This is a genomic window from Johannesbaptistia floridana (assembly GCF_057440575.1).
This window is the reverse complement of the sequence record NZ_JALKVM010000205.1, coordinates 1-14,702: the sequence shown is the minus strand read 5'-3', so window position 1 is coordinate 14,702 and position 14,702 is coordinate 1. Positions and strand designations below refer to the sequence as shown.

The following is a 14,702-nucleotide window of genomic DNA, read 5'->3' as shown; positions in this document are numbered from 1 at the left end:
ATTATGACATTAGGAACTCTTTTTCCAGCTAATCCAGTAGCGTAACGCACCGAATCAAATTAATCACCGAAAATTATGACATTAGGAACTCTTTTTCCAGCTAATCCAGTAGCGTAACGCACCGAATCAAATTAATCACTGAAAACTATGACATTAGGAACTTTTTTTCAAGCAATCATTTCTATTTTCTTCATATATACTTGCTTAGCTCTTTTAACTAGTGAATTACAAGAGTACATCGCTACCTATTTCGAGTTAAGAGCAAAACGTCTCAAGCAATCAATTCGTCAAATGTTAGGAGAACAGGATTATCCATTATATCCATTAGAGTTTAAAGATGAAAGTGGAAATAATGGAACTGATTTTATCATATATTTAATTGATGGAACAATTTATAAAAATACTAAAAATGAAGAAAATATCCAGGAAGAAAATGGTAAAAATTATATTTGGATTAGTAATGAAAATAATCAAATAATAGAAAAGGAAAGAATTAGTGAACCTGATAATAATCAAAGTTATTTTACACATCAAGATTTAAAGATTCAGTCAAAAAATACATATTATACGGCAAGACAAATAGATTCAAACATAAGTATTTGGATTAATCAAGAGAGAGGCTACATCAATGAAGTTAAAAGTAAGGAACTAATTACTATAAATCAAACTATTTGGATAGCCAAAGAAAATAACCAAGAACAAGAAATTAGATTTAATGGAATTAATGAAAATATAAAATCTTATGATGTTTACGAAGTTACTCAAACAATCCCAGCAAATTCTCGAATATGGCTTGACGAAACAAATAATAAAAAAGCATATCTTGTAAAAAACAGCAATAACTTATCACCAGAAGGAGTAATCTTCATTAATAAGCATCAAGAAGAAGTTGAACCCAAAAATGTCAAAAAGTTTCCAGACGGCAATTATCAAATCGAGAATAAATCTTATATTGCTACTAAGCTTGAATGTTACGAGTTAAACGAAAAAGAGAAAGAAAGATTTAATAAGCAATGTAATTATTTCTTGCGACGGGTGGAAGATCAAAATAACCAGAAATTTGAACTTGTTAATGTAAAACTAGGTAAACCAGCAATGACAAAAAGATTGCCTAATATTTCTTTAAAAGTTGATTCTTTAACAGAATTATTGTATCAACATAAAAACATAACAAGTTTAAATCAAAGTAGTTTTGCTTGGTTGTCTATATTAAATTTAGGGAAAATTGGTCCCGTAAAATTTCTGGTTAATCTTTTATGTATTCTCATTCCCATTATAATTTTAATATTTATTCCTATTTCCCCTGGTTATAGAATTTTACTGTTTATAGTATCTTTGAGTTTAATAATTTTAGCTATTAATCACTTTAACTATAAATTTGAGGGTAAAATACGTGAATCCGAAGGACCATCTTATATTGATTCTCAAGTTTTTGCAACAAGTTTAATTGATATTCTTGAAGAGAATACAACTCCTGGAATAGATAATTTAGAAAGAAGATTAGATACTCTAGATTTTTACACTCCTGCTAAATCAATTTTAAGAAAATGGCTAAAAGATTTACAAAATGAGCAACAAGTTAATAATAATACTGGAAGTTTTACGAAACAACAATTAATTAAAGCTTTAGAAGAGAAGTATAAAATATTATTTGAGGAAGTTCAACAGCGCTCATCAGGAGTTTATAAACGTAACGCCAAGGGATTATCTTTTGTTATTGGATTGTTAATGGCGGTTATTTTGAATGCAGATACATTTAACATAATTAGCCATTTAACTCAAGAAAATAACAATGTAGTTAATCAGTTAATCGCTGAATTAGATAAACAAGAAGATAACTTTTTTAAATGTGAAGCAGGAGATGATGACTGTTTTGATGAAGAACAAAAACAAAGAATAAAGGTAATATTTAATGAGATTGATAATTTACCTTTGGGTTGGAAAGCTATAGATGAAAATGTCAGAACAATTAATGATTTAAACATGATAATTACACCATTAGAGGCATTGAATCAACCAGGAAAACCCTGTGCAGTAATTAGAGTGGACGGGAAGAATACAGTTAGTGATAATCAACAATGTTTTGAAGCAATAGAAAAAATCTTATCTGAAAATATTCAAATTGCTAGAAAAATATCTACAGCAACAGAACCAGAAACAGTAGAATTTGAGTTTAAAATGGCTATTGATCAGGGGAGAAATGATGAGGGGAAAATACAAGATTTATCAACTTTTGGAGATACATATCTAAGATTTGTTGATAAACAAAAATACAAACGCACCTCAGAAGTTTTGAGTTTAACTGATAATCCTCAAGAATTGCTTGAACAAATTAAAACCCAAATTGAAGAACAGGGAAATTGGGTAAAAGTTATTTTGGGTTGGCTAATTACGGGAGTGGCGATCGCCATGGGAGCACCTTTTTGGTTTGATTTATTGGGAAGAGTGATTAATGTGCGGAATGCGGGAAACTCAATTAATTTAAAACAAGACTCTAATTCTTAACAGTGTGTCAAGTATTTTCTAAAACTAAAGGCTTAATTTGTAAATCTTGATAAAATTCTTCTTGAATTAATTCAACCTTAGATTCGGCTGAGAGTAGCAGTAATGCCCAAAATACTCCTACCTTGTCTTGACTCTTGATGTGCTGATTTGCTGGTTGATGATTTTCTAATAATTGTAATAGTTCATTTAATTCTAAGTTATTATTACCTAATCGCGATTGGTTTAACTGTAAAAATTCTTCTAAATAACTGGCTATTTCCGTGAGGTTTTCTTGGTGGGCTAGTTGGCTGATTGCTTGGGCTTTACTACTACGAGAGGTACGAGGACGCTTGTTTACAGGTTTCTCTGTTAGCTTAACTTCTATTGCTTTTATTTGGGTGATTAACTCCGCTAGGGTGACTTTTCTTTGACGTAATGGTGGCGCCGCTGAACGTCTCCTTAGATGTTTTTCTAGGGCAATTGGTAGGCGAGTTTTGGATATGCTTAACTCCTCTTGCCATTCTTCTGTCTCTTCTATTTCTGCTTCTACTTCGTTCATACTTGATAAGGTATTAGCTTTGAGAAGCACTAGCATTGATGCCCAGAGAAAGGCTTGTCCAGACTGGGGTAAGTCCGCTTGCGTAGGCGGTATCTCTGCTAAGAAACGGTCTACTACTTCAATTACTTGCACATCCCAAGGATTTATCTCCCCAGTTTCTGCTAATTCTATTAATTTGGCGATCGCTCTTTGGGCTACTGTTAAACTCATTCTTATTACATTATTAAATAGTTTAACTTTACAATATTTTAATTATTTAGGTACTTGACTAGTTAACACTTCATTTCCATTAGCTGTTACTAGTACATCATCTTCAATTCTTACCCCAATACCTCGCCAAACTTCAGGAACATCTGGTTGTCCTTCTCCTGTGTCGATGGTGGGAGATATATAAATCCCTGGTTCTACTGTCAATATGTGTCCCGGTTGCAACACTTCCCAATTGTCTCCATGTTTATAGAAACCTGCATCATGAACATCTAAACCTAACCAATGTCCCGTCTTGTGCATATAAAATGGTTTATATTTTTCTTCTTTGATGATTGTTTCTTTGTCTCCTACTAGTAAGCCTAAATCTAATAATCCATCTACTAAAACAGAAACTGCTGTATCATGGTATTGATTGTAGGTATTGCCTGGTTTGACCTGTTCGATTGCTTGAAGTTGCGCTGCTAACACTAGGTCATAGATTGCCTGTTGTTCTGGGGTAAATTTCCCCGACACTGGGAAGGTACGGGTAATATCGCCATTATAATATCCGTAGGAACAACCTGCATCGATTAGTAGTAAATCATTGGTACCGATTTGACGCTTATTTTCTACATAGTGCAGTATACAAGCATTAGCACCTGAAGCTACAATTGAAGGGTAGGCGGGACCTAGGGCACCATTAATTAAAAAAGTATGTTCAATTTCTGCCTGTACTTGGTACTCATATTTTCCCACCTTAGCAAATTCCTGAGCGCGATTATGGGCTAAAGCAGATATTTCTGTGGCTTGACGCATCATCTCTATCTCTGCTTCGCTTTTGATTTGGCGCAGGGGATGGATGATAAATCTTGTATCTTCAATGCCTATAGGTCCACTTCCTCTTTTATTGTAGGTAGAGAGGAGGTTTTGCCAGAGATTGAGAATATAATCATTGAAACGGCGATCGCGTCCTAGGTGATAGTAGATGCGTTCTGCTTGTATTAGGTATTGGGGTAATTCTTTTTCTATCTCAGTAATAGGATAAACTATATCTGCCCCTAATTCTTCTTTAGCTTTATCTACACCGAGACGGTAACCTGTCCAAGTTTCCGCCGCTGGGTCTTTAGGTTGAACAAATAGTATATATTGGTGTTCTGGGTGATGAGGTGCTAATACTGCTACGGCTTTAGGTTCATTAAACCCTGTTAAATAGAAAAAATCACTATCTTGGCGGTAATTATACTCTACATCATTGTGCATCACCGCTGTGGGGGCGCTACGAAAAATAGCTGTTCCCTGGGGTATTTTCGCCATCAGTTTTTGGCGACGTTGCTGGTATTCTTGTGCAGTAATAGGCATTTTATTTTATTCAACTGTTACTAGGATATCTTGATAATTGAGCACAATTATTTCTGTTGATTCTGGAGGTAATTCTGTAGATTTTAGAGTAATTTGGTTAGTCTCTAAAATTTCTGTTGGTATTTCACTGACTAAACTTAAGAATTCATCTACTTGGACTAAATCACAGTTTAGAGGATCTGCGCCTGGGGTAAAATAATGAGTGGGAATTACTATTTTCGGCTGTAGTACTTCAATCGCTGCTAGAGCTTCTTGGGGGTTATAAGCTTTCGGACCTCCTCCCACAGGCAATAAAGCTAAATCTGGACTTCCCATGAGAATTTTTTCTTCTACTCCCAGGGGAGAGGCTGCGCCTCCCATGTGCAGAATTTCTATACCTCCCATTTGCCAGCGCCAGACTATGTTGGTCCCAAAACGTCTACCTCCTTCACGGTCGTGGGGAATTGCTATCCCTTTGAAGGTAACTCCTCGATATTGATAGTCCCCCGATTCATAGATTACCTGGGGATCTCCTGGTAAATTCGATGCAGACCCCTCATCTAGAAGAAGACTACTGAGTAAAACGATATCTGCTTCTACTGTTATGGGTTGATAACCGGCTACACAACCTAATGTAGTAAAAGGATTCACTAGGACCCTTAGTCCATCTGCAATAAATAAAAAACAGGTATGTCCTAACCATTCCACTATTAAACTGTTATTGGCGTTTTGAGCGCGGCTTATTAGAGGTAATGATATCCCTGTCATCATCCCCGCAATAGTGTAGGTTAAAAAGGTTTTTCTGTTCATCAAGAGTCTTCTTTTAAAGATTGCAGAAAGTTGGCTAGAAGCTTGATTCCTGACTCTGTGAGAATACTTTCGGGATGGAATTGAACTCCTTGAACATGGGGATAATCTCTATGTCTGATGCCCATCACTAAATTATCTTCAGTCCAGGCTGTTAATTCTAGAGTATCAGGCAAGCTTGCTGCATCAACTACTAAACTGTGGTAACGAGTAGCTGTGATTGGATTACCTAGGTTAGCGAAAACTCCTATCCCCTTGTGATATATTTCTGAGGTTTTACCGTGCATTAATATGGGCGCGTTGGTAACTTTGCCTCCGAAAACTTGCCCAATACTCTGATGTCCTAAACACACTCCTAAAATTGGCAGGTTAGGGCTTAGTTTAGAGATTACTTCCAGGCATATCCCCGAGTCTTCTGGTCTCCCAGGACCTGGAGATATAACGATTCCTGAGGGTTTAGCCCTAATAATTTCTTCTAATTTGATTTGGTCATTACGATATACTTTTATTTCTTTGGCGACGGCAAATTCTTTTCCCAGTTCGCCTAGATATTGTACAAGATTATAGGTAAAACTATCATAGTTGTCGATAACTATAATCAAATGGTTTGCTCCTCATAAATAATTAGTTTAATAAAGATTTTACAGTTACTGTCCACAAAGGTGGTAAAAGAATAAAACAAGCCACTAAAACTGACCCAATTGCCCCCATCATTACTGCCCCGGCCGCGCAATCCTTGGCTATTTTTGCTAATTCGTGATAGGTTTGCTTGACTACTAAATCTACTACTGATTCTATCGCTGTATTAATTAATTCTAAAATCATTACTAAAGCACAGGTGATTACTATAATTGACATTTCTACTGCGCTGATTTTTAACCACGAACCAAGACTAATCGCTAAAATCGCTATCCCTGTATGAATGCGGAAGTTACGCTGACTCATAAAAGCGTAAACAATTCCCTGCCAAGCGTATTTGAAGCTTATAAACAGATTTGGCGCAATTTTCCAAGCTAAATTGCGATTTCTCAATGATTTGATGGAAGTAGGTTCGGATTCTACTAGAGAAAGATTTGATTGCATAATTACCAACCTTCTTTTTTTAAAAGATATTTTAGTATAACCTATGATTTTATTTAAGCAATCTACCATTTAGACCAATAGCTAGGAGTAATTTTTCCTGTTGGTTGAGCATTTCTTCCAGACTCTGGTCATCGGGATGATCCCACCCTAGTAGGTGTAAGCATCCATGGGTTGCTAACCAAGCTATTTCTAAGTTTAGACTATGTCCTTTTTTATTAGCTTGGACTTTTGCTGTTTCTACAGAAATAATTATATCGCCTAAATACAACGGTTCTTCAGTAATTTCTACAGGTACTGGTATCGATGTTTCTAAGGCGGCAAAGGCCAGAACATCTGTTGCTTTAGCTTGATGGCGATATTTATAGTTATATTCTGCTATTTCTCTATCACTACTCAAGCGCAAGCTAAGTTCGTAGCCTACCGCCGGAGGTAAGTATTCATTTAACTCTCTCAACCAGCTTTGAAACCACTCCTGCCAAGTTATCTCAGATATTGGCTCGATTTTCTCTTCTTGCCAATATACTGTCTCTACATTGATAATTATTTCTGCTGTTCTCATTACCGCCTTAAGCATTACCGCGTTAAGTAAGAAACAACTATAAAAAAGCCCATTAAGGCTATCGTCGTTAACACAAAGTGTTGTAATGATTTGCCTCGTTTACGCACCATGTTGCGCATGGCTAGTTTTGTATAGCTAGGTTTTTCTGTTTCTTTTTCTGGAGTTGCTATCGCTGTATTGTTTTCGCTTTCTTTCATATTTTTTGACTCATACCACTTAAACTAAATGTAACAGTTTGTTGCGTAAAATCTCAAGTTTTTTACATAATTAAGTTTTTTAGGGAATAGGGAATACTCAGACCAAAGCATCTTTACCCAAAGTTACTGGTGCAGGTTGAGTAATGAGTAATGAGTAATGAGTAATGAGTAATGAGTAACGAGTAATGAGTAACGAGTAAGAAGTAACGAGTAAGGAGTAACGAGTAAGAAGTAACGAGTAAGAAGTAGTGAGTAAGGAGAGTTTTTCAAGCAATATGGGGAAAATTGTCTCCCCCCTCCCCCTCTCCCTGCTCAGAAGCTCCCTGCTCAGAAGCTCCCTGCTCCCGTGCTCCCCCCTCCCCCTCTCCCCCCTCCCCCTCTCCCTGCTCAGAAGCTCCCTGCTCAGAAGCTCCCTGCTCCCCCCTCAGAAGCTCCCTGCTCAGAAGCTCCCTGCTCAGAAGCTCCCTGCTTTCTGCTCCCCCCTCCCCCTCTCCAGAGAGTTTGGGAACAAAAAATGTACCTGATGAACATGAGACTTACTTTATCTTTACAAATATTTACGTTTTTGGATTAAGATCTAATAATTTCCTTAAGAAGTGAGGGGGGATAGAAAATTATGTTCCAAAATTAGAATAATTTAGATTATTATCCCCGAGCTGTGTGAACATGCAAAATTATCAACTTCCAGCCAAACAAGGTCTATATGATCCTCAATTAGAACACGATGCGTGCGGCGTAGGATTTATTGTCAATGCCTTGGGAAAACAATCACACTCAATTGTAGAACAAGCATTGACAATTCTTTTGAATCTTGACCACCGGGGCGCCTGTGGTTGTGAAATTAACACAGGTGATGGAGCAGGCATTTTAATTCAAATACCAGATAAATTTCTCCGAAAAGTCACTCAAACAGAGCAAATAAATCTTCCTGCATCGGGAGATTATGCTGTAGGAATGATTTATGCAGCACCAGATGCTCAACAGAGAGAAAAAAGTCAAGAGATATTTACCGAAATTGTCGAAGCCGAAGGTCAAAAAATCATAGGTTGGCGCAATGTACCTACCAATAACTCAGATTTAGGTAAAACTGCCCAAGCAAGTGAACCCTATACCCTACAAGTATTTATTGCTAAAAATCCGGCTATAACTGATACAGAAGCCTTTGAAAGAAAACTATATATTATTCGCAAATTGACGGAGCAAAGAATTCGTCACAGCGGCATAGATCCTAGCTGGTACATAGTAAGTTTATCCTCACGAACGATGATTTATAAGGGGATGCTGAAACCAGAGCAGGTACAACCCTATTATCCAGACTTACAAGACCCGGATTTAGAATCAGCATTAGCCTTAGTGCATTCCCGTTTTAGTACTAATACCTTCCCTAGTTGGGAAAGAGCGCACCCCTATCACTATATAGCTCATAATGGCGAAATAAATACCCTCAGAGGCAATATTAACTGGATGTATGCCAGGGAAAGTTTATTGACTTCTCCACTATTTGGCGAGGAGATTGAAAAAATTAAACCAGTTATCGATCCCAGCGGTAGTGATGCCACTACCTTTGATAATGTCCTAGAATTATTAAGACTCGGAGGCAGGTCCCTCGCTCATAGTATGATGATGATGATTCCTGAACCCTGGACAGGTAATCAGGAGATGAGTGAGGCCAAACAAGCTTTTTATGAATATCATGCCTGTTTGATGGAACCCTGGGATGGCCCGGCTTCTATTGCCTTTACTGATGGTCAAGTAGTAGGTGCCGTTTTAGACCGTAATGGTCTGCGCCCTTCTCGCTATTATGTGACTAAAGATAACTTAGTAATTATGGCCTCTGAAGCAGGTGTGTTAGAAATTGAACCGGAAAGAATTGCTAAAAAAGGACGTCTTGAACCGGGTAAAATGTTCTTAGTAGATACTCGCCTAGGCCGCATTATCGCCGACGAAGAAATCAAACAGGAAATTGTTAGCGCCCATCCCTATCACAGTTGGTTAGCAGAAAATTTGGTATCTTTACGGGATTTACCGAAGGGTAAGGAAGAACAAATAGCAGCTAAACATAGTTTAATTAAGCAACAAATAGCTTTTGGCTATACCTTTGAAGAATTACGCCTTTTAATTAGTCCTATGGCTAAAAATGGCGTAGAAGCTATAGGGTCTATGGGGACAGATACCCCCTTAGCTGTATTGTCAGAAAAGCCGAAACTGTTATTTAACTATTTTCAACAACTGTTTGCCCAGGTAACTAACCCTCCCATTGATTCTATTCGAGAAGAAATTGTTACCTCCCCAATTACGACGATTGGGAGTGAAGGGAGTATTTTAGAGCCACAGCCGGACAGTTGTCGCCAAATTAGACTAGAAACTCCCATCATTACTAATGCCGAATTAGCTAAGTTGAAACAGTTATCTACAGAGAATTTTCAGTCGGTAACTCTACCAATTCTATTTAATCCTCATCAGAAAGCAGCAGGATTAGCATCGGCAATGGCATCAATCTGTGAACAAGCAGATGAAGCTATCTCCCGGGGAGTCAATATTATTATTCTCTCCGACAGGGATTTAGATACCAATCAAGCCCCAATTCCTTCTCTTTTAGCAGTGGCAGGCTTACATCACCACCTGATTCGCCATGGCACCCGCACTAAAGTAGGTATTGTCTTAGAATCAGGAGAACCCCGAGAAGTTCATCACTTTGCTGTATTGATTAGTTATGGTTGTGGCGCTATTAACCCCTATTTAGCCTTTGCTACCATCGAAGATATGATCGCTAAAGGCAATTTAACAGAAGTTGACCCCTATACAGCGATTAAAAACTATATCAAAGCAGCTACCAAAGGTGTGATAAAAGTAGGCTCGAAAATTGGTATATCTACTATCCAAAGTTACCGGGGTGCCCAAATCTTTGAAGCGATTGGACTCAATCAAAGTCTTATTGATAAATACTTTACCTGGACGGCTTCCCGGATTCAAGGTGCAGATTTAGAAGTAATTGCCACTGAAGCAATACTCAAACATAATCACGCCTTTGCCGAACGAGAGGTAAACAGTCAAACTCTAGATGTAGGGGGAGAATATCAATGGCGACGAGATGGGGAAGCACACCTACTTAGTCCCGCTACTATCCATACTTTACAACAAGCTGTACGGACGGGAAACTATGAGACTTATAAACAGTATTCTCGTCTGATGAATGAGGATAATGAACAGTATTTTACCCTGCGTAGTCTCTTAAAATTTAAACCTCGTCAACCAGTACCTATAGAAGAAGTAGAACCAATTAGCGCTATTACTAAACGCTTTAAAACTGGGGCTATGAGTTATGGTTCTTTATCCAAAGAAGCCCACGAAACTCTAGCTATTGCTATGAATCGCATTGGTGGTAAGTCTAATAGTGGGGAAGGCGGCGAAGACCCAGACCGTTATACTTGGACTAATGACCAGGGAGATTCCAAAATTAGCGCCATTAAACAGGTAGCCTCCGGCCGCTTTGGGGTAACTAGTCTCTATCTATCCCAAGCAAAAGAAATTCAAATCAAAATGGCCCAAGGGGCAAAACCCGGCGAAGGAGGACAATTACCCGGACGCAAAGTCTACCCCTGGATAGCTAAAGTACGCCATTCTACCCCCGGTGTTGGTTTGATTTCACCTCCACCTCATCACGATATCTACTCGATTGAAGATTTAGCAGAGTTGATTCATGACCTGAAAAATGCTAATCGCGATGCAAGAATTAATGTGAAATTGGTGTCTGAAGTGGGAGTAGGGACTATAGCCGCAGGAGTGGCTAAAGCCCATGCTGATGTAGTGCTTATTTCTGGCTTCGATGGCGGTACCGGGGCTTCACCCCAAACCTCTATTAAACACGCCGGATTACCCTGGGAACTAGGCTTGGCAGAAACTCATCAAACTCTCGTTTTAAATAATTTGCGCGATCGCATTGTGGTGGAAACTGATGGCCAAATGAAAACCGGACGGGATGTGGCTATCGCTGCCTTACTCGGTGCTGAAGAATTCGGTTTCTCTACTATTCCCCTGGTAAGTATGGGCTGTATCATGATGCGCGTCTGTCATCTCAATACCTGTCCTGCGGGTATCGCTACTCAAAACCCTGAACTGAGAAATAACTTTATCGGCAATCCTGACTATGTGGTTAACTTCATGGAATTTATTGCCCAGGAAATCAGGGAAATTATGGCCCAACTCGGCTTCCGTACCTTTAATGAAATGATAGGGAGAACAGATGTACTAGAAGCAGAAAAGGCGATCGCTCACTGGAAAGCGAAAAATGTTGACCTCTCCACCATTCTCTACCAACCCGAGGTAGACCCCTCTGTAGGCCGTTATTCTCAAGTCCCCCAAGACCACGGCTTAGATAAATCTCTAGACCTTACTGTCTTACTAGATTTGTGTAAACCAGCGATAGAGAGTAAAACCCCTGTTAAAGCTACTCTACCCATTAAAAATACTAATCGTGCTGTGGGTACTATTCTCGGTCACGAAATCACCAAAACCTCTTGGGAAGGACTACCAGAAGATACTATACAGCTTCACTTCACAGGAAGTGCGGGACAAAGCTTTGGCGCCTTTGTACCTTCAGGTGTAACTCTAGAACTAGAAGGCGATGCCAATGATTACTTCGGCAAAGGCTTAAGCGGTGGTAAATTAATTCTGTATCCTCCCCATCAAGCAACTTTTGTACCGGAGGAAAATATCATCGTCGGTAACGTTGCCCTCTATGGCGCCACTTCGGGAGAAGTTTATATTCGGGGTGTCGCTGGTGAACGCTTTGGAGTCCGCAACTCTGGAGTTACAGCAGTAGTAGAAGGAGTGGGAGACCACTGCTGTGAATATATGACGGGAGGCAAGGTAGTTATTTTAGGTAGTACTGGACGTAACTTCGCTGCTGGGATGAGTGGTGGTATAGCCCTGATTCTCGATGAAGATGGCAGTTTACCTAGTAAATGTAATACCCAAATGGTGGATCTAGAAAAACTAGAAACTGAAGCAGAAATTACCGAACTCTATCAAATTATCAGCCAACATACTAAATATACTCAAAGTAGTCAAGGACAGAGAGTATTAGATAATTGGTCAAGTCTAGTAGGTAAATTTGTGAAAGTGATGCCAAGAGACTATAAGCGTGTACTAGAAGCTGTACAAACTGCTTTAGCATCTGGCTTATCTCAAGAAGAAGCCATGAATAGTGCCTTTGAACAAAATAGCCGTGACCTAGCCCGTGTTAGCGGTAGTTAAGGGCACTGAATCAGGAGTAAGGAGTAATGAGTCTTGAAGTAAGGAGTAAGGAGTAAGGAGTAAGGAGTAAGGAGTCTTGAAGTAAGGAGTAAGGAGTAAGGAGTCTTGAAGTAACGAGTAAGGAGTAAGGAGTCTTGAAGTAAGGAGTCTTGAAGTAAGGAGTAAGGAGTCTTGAAGTAATGAGGGTTTTTCAAGCATTATGGGGAACATTGTCTCCCCCTCTCCCCCTCTCCGAAAGCTCCCTGCTCCCCCTCTCCGAAAGCTCCCTGCTCCCCTGCTCCCCTGCTCCCCCTCTCCGAAAGCTCCCCCTCTCCCCCTCTCCCCCTCTCCCAAATTTCAATCTCAATAAGTCATTAAATTATCAAAAGTTATCATCATGGGAAAACCAACAGGATTTATCGAATATACCCGAGAATTACCAAAAGACCGCTCTCCCGAAGCTAGAGTCAAAGACTGGGAAGAATTTCATCTACATCTACCAGAAGAAAAACTAACCACCCAAAGCGCTCGTTGTATGGATTGCGGCACGCCATTTTGTCATACAGGAACCGAAATTAACCGCATGGCTAGTGGTTGCCCGATTAATAATTTAATTCCTGAATGGAATGATTTGATTTATCAAGGTTTATGGCGGGAAGCCTTAGACCGTCTTCATAAAACCAATAATTTCCCCGAATTCACCGGACGTGTATGTCCTGCACCCTGTGAGGGGGCCTGTGTTTTGGGTATCCATAACCCTCCTGTAACTATTAAAAATATCGAACTAGCGATTATCGATAAGGGTTGGATGGAAGGATGGGTTACTGCTGAACCTCCTCAACAGAGAACGGGGAAAAAGGTAGCTATAGTAGGTTCTGGACCTGCGGGACTTTCTGCGGCCGCCCAATTAAACAAAGCAGGACATTTAGTAACTGTATTTGAACGGGAAGATACACCTGGGGGTCTCTTGATGTATGGTATTCCCAATATGAAACTAGATAAAGAAAAGGTTCTTAAACGCCGTTTACAGTTGCTAGAACAAGAGGGCATAGTATTTAAGTGTAATGTTAATGTGGGTCAGGATTTACCTGCTAAAACTCTTCTAGATGAGTTTGACGCTACTATTCTCTGTGTGGGCGCTACTAAACCCCGAGACCTCAAGATTGAAAATCGTGACCTCAAGGGAGTTCACTTTGCTATGGATTTCCTCCGCGCTAATACTCAAGCAGTGGTCAATGGTTCAAGTAATGGTAATTTGATTTCTGCCGCAGGTAAAGATGTGGTAATTATCGGCGGTGGTGATACCGGGACAGATTGTGTCGGGACTTCGGTTCGCCACGGCTGTAACAGTGTAACTCAGTTGGAGATTATGCCTAAACCTCCTCTAGAAAGGGCGGCTGATAATCCTTGGCCAGAATGGCCGAAAGTTTATAAGGTAGACTATGGTCAAGAGGAAGCTACTGTTAAATTCGGTCATGATCCCCGTCTATTTTTAACTACTGCTACTAAGTTTGTCGGTGATGAGAATAACCATATCAAAGAGGTACATACAGTAGAGGTGAATTGGGAGAAAAATGACCAAGGTCGTTTTATTCCTCAACCAATACCCGGTACAGAAAAGGTTCTCCCTGCACAATTGGTTTTACTGGCTATCGGCTTTTTGGGTCCCGAAGCTTATCTTCTTGAGAGTTTGGGTCTAGAACAAGACCAACGCACCAATATTAAGGCAGAATATGGTAAGTATCAAACTAGTATTCCCGGTGTCTTTGCTGCTGGAGATTGCCGCCGGGGTCAAAGTCTTGTGGTCTGGGCTTTTAATGAAGGTCGTCAAGCCGCCCGCGAATGCGATCGCTATTTGATGGGTCATACTGATTTACCTTAACTCTTTAGGGTGCGATCTCCCGAAGTAATTTTGTAGGGTGCGTATTAGCTGTCATTATCTTTGGTAAATAACTATCACTGAATTAATTTCCGTAACGCACCAAAAGCCTGTAGCCTGTAGGTTGGGCAGGGAGATAACCCAACAAACATGAGTAATAAGTAATAAGTAATGAGTAATGAGTAGTACTTGTAGTAGGGTGCGTTAGATGAGTAATGAGTAACGAGTAATGAGTAATGAGTAAGAAGGTAGCATGTAGGTAGCCTGTAGGTTGGGTTTCGTGCCTCAACCCAACATTATATTAGTAGTTGTAGTAATTGTAGTAGGGTGCGTTAGGCTGTCGTTATCTTTGGTCAATCACAAGTAAGATAA

General features: G+C 39.6%; 10 protein-coding genes. 3 read left to right on the top strand and 7 right to left on the bottom strand.

All coding sequences use genetic code 11. The features are described from left to right. Positions 1–147: 147 nt before the first annotated feature. Positions 148–2,505 (top strand): hypothetical protein, encoded by a 2,358-nt coding sequence (locus MW688_RS13555; RefSeq protein WP_486736544.1) that lies wholly within the window; start codon positions 148–150, stop codon positions 2,503–2,505. A 7-nt stretch (positions 2,506–2,512) separates the two neighbouring features. Here MW688_RS13555 and MW688_RS13550 read toward each other — a convergent pair whose 3' ends face one another. Genes MW688_RS13550 through MW688_RS13520 form a run of 7 tightly spaced genes read right to left on the bottom strand, consistent with a single transcriptional unit; the run spans position 2,513 to position 7,216 of the window. Continuing rightward, a complete protein-coding gene (locus MW688_RS13550; RefSeq protein ID WP_486736543.1) occupies positions 2,513–3,253 on the bottom strand; it encodes a segregation/condensation protein A in 741 nt (246 codons plus the stop codon). A gap of 42 nt (positions 3,254–3,295) precedes the next feature. After that, positions 3,296–4,591, bottom strand: a complete 1,296-nt coding sequence (locus tag MW688_RS13545; RefSeq protein WP_486736542.1) for an aminopeptidase P N-terminal domain-containing protein — start codon at positions 4,589–4,591, stop codon at positions 3,296–3,298. Positions 4,592–4,597: 6 nt separating this feature from the next. Then, positions 4,598–5,380, bottom strand: a complete 783-nt coding sequence (locus MW688_RS13540) for an MBL fold metallo-hydrolase (RefSeq protein ID WP_486736541.1) — start codon at positions 5,378–5,380, stop codon at positions 4,598–4,600. Then, positions 5,380–5,979 (bottom strand): anthranilate synthase component II, encoded by a 600-nt coding sequence (locus MW688_RS13535; protein ID WP_486736540.1) that lies wholly within the window; start codon positions 5,977–5,979, stop codon positions 5,380–5,382. The genes MW688_RS13540 and MW688_RS13535 overlap by 1 nt, the downstream gene beginning before the upstream one ends. Before the next feature lie 22 nt (positions 5,980–6,001). Next, positions 6,002–6,460 (bottom strand): diacylglycerol kinase family protein, encoded by a 459-nt coding sequence (locus tag MW688_RS13530; RefSeq protein WP_486736539.1) that lies wholly within the window; start codon positions 6,458–6,460, stop codon positions 6,002–6,004. Between the two features lie 49 nt (positions 6,461–6,509). After that, complete coding sequence (gene ybeY / locus MW688_RS13525; RefSeq protein WP_486736538.1) at positions 6,510–7,019, bottom strand: rRNA maturation RNase YbeY; 510 nt, start codon at positions 7,017–7,019, stop codon at positions 6,510–6,512. A gap of 14 nt (positions 7,020–7,033) precedes the next feature. Next, positions 7,034–7,216, bottom strand: a complete 183-nt coding sequence (locus tag MW688_RS13520; RefSeq protein WP_486736537.1) for a DUF3285 domain-containing protein — start codon at positions 7,214–7,216, stop codon at positions 7,034–7,036. Positions 7,217–7,882: 666 nt separating this feature from the next. Between MW688_RS13520 and gltB the strand changes: the two genes are divergently transcribed. After that, the gene (gene gltB / locus MW688_RS13515) at positions 7,883–12,472 is read left to right on the top strand and encodes a glutamate synthase large subunit (protein WP_486736536.1); all 4,590 of its coding nucleotides are present in this window, start codon (positions 7,883–7,885) and stop codon (positions 12,470–12,472) included. A gap of 376 nt (positions 12,473–12,848) precedes the next feature. Continuing rightward, positions 12,849–14,333 carry a glutamate synthase subunit beta gene (locus tag MW688_RS13510; RefSeq protein ID WP_486736534.1) on the top strand — a complete coding sequence of 495 codons (1,485 nt, stop codon included), beginning with the start codon at positions 12,849–12,851 and terminating at the stop codon, positions 14,331–14,333. Positions 14,334–14,702 lie beyond the last annotated feature (369 nt).

Excerpts from the sequence above, each read along its gene's own strand:
- MW688_RS13555 (WP_486736544.1), top strand. The coding sequence starts at position 148 with ATGACATTAGGAACTTTTTTTCAAGCAATCATTTCTATTTTCTTCATA.
- MW688_RS13550 (WP_486736543.1), bottom strand. The coding sequence starts at position 3,253 with ATGAGTTTAACAGTAGCCCAAAGAGCGATCGCCAAATTAATAGAATTA.
- MW688_RS13545 (WP_486736542.1), bottom strand. The coding sequence starts at position 4,591 with ATGCCTATTACTGCACAAGAATACCAGCAACGTCGCCAAAAACTGATG.
- MW688_RS13540 (WP_486736541.1), bottom strand. The coding sequence starts at position 5,380 with ATGAACAGAAAAACCTTTTTAACCTACACTATTGCGGGGATGATGACA.
- MW688_RS13530 (WP_486736539.1), bottom strand. The coding sequence starts at position 6,460 with ATGCAATCAAATCTTTCTCTAGTAGAATCCGAACCTACTTCCATCAAA.
- ybeY (WP_486736538.1), bottom strand. The coding sequence starts at position 7,019 with ATGAGAACAGCAGAAATAATTATCAATGTAGAGACAGTATATTGGCAA.
- MW688_RS13520 (WP_486736537.1), bottom strand. The coding sequence starts at position 7,216 with ATGAAAGAAAGCGAAAACAATACAGCGATAGCAACTCCAGAAAAAGAA.
- gltB (WP_486736536.1), top strand. The coding sequence starts at position 7,883 with ATGCAAAATTATCAACTTCCAGCCAAACAAGGTCTATATGATCCTCAA.
- MW688_RS13510 (WP_486736534.1), top strand. The coding sequence starts at position 12,849 with ATGGGAAAACCAACAGGATTTATCGAATATACCCGAGAATTACCAAAA.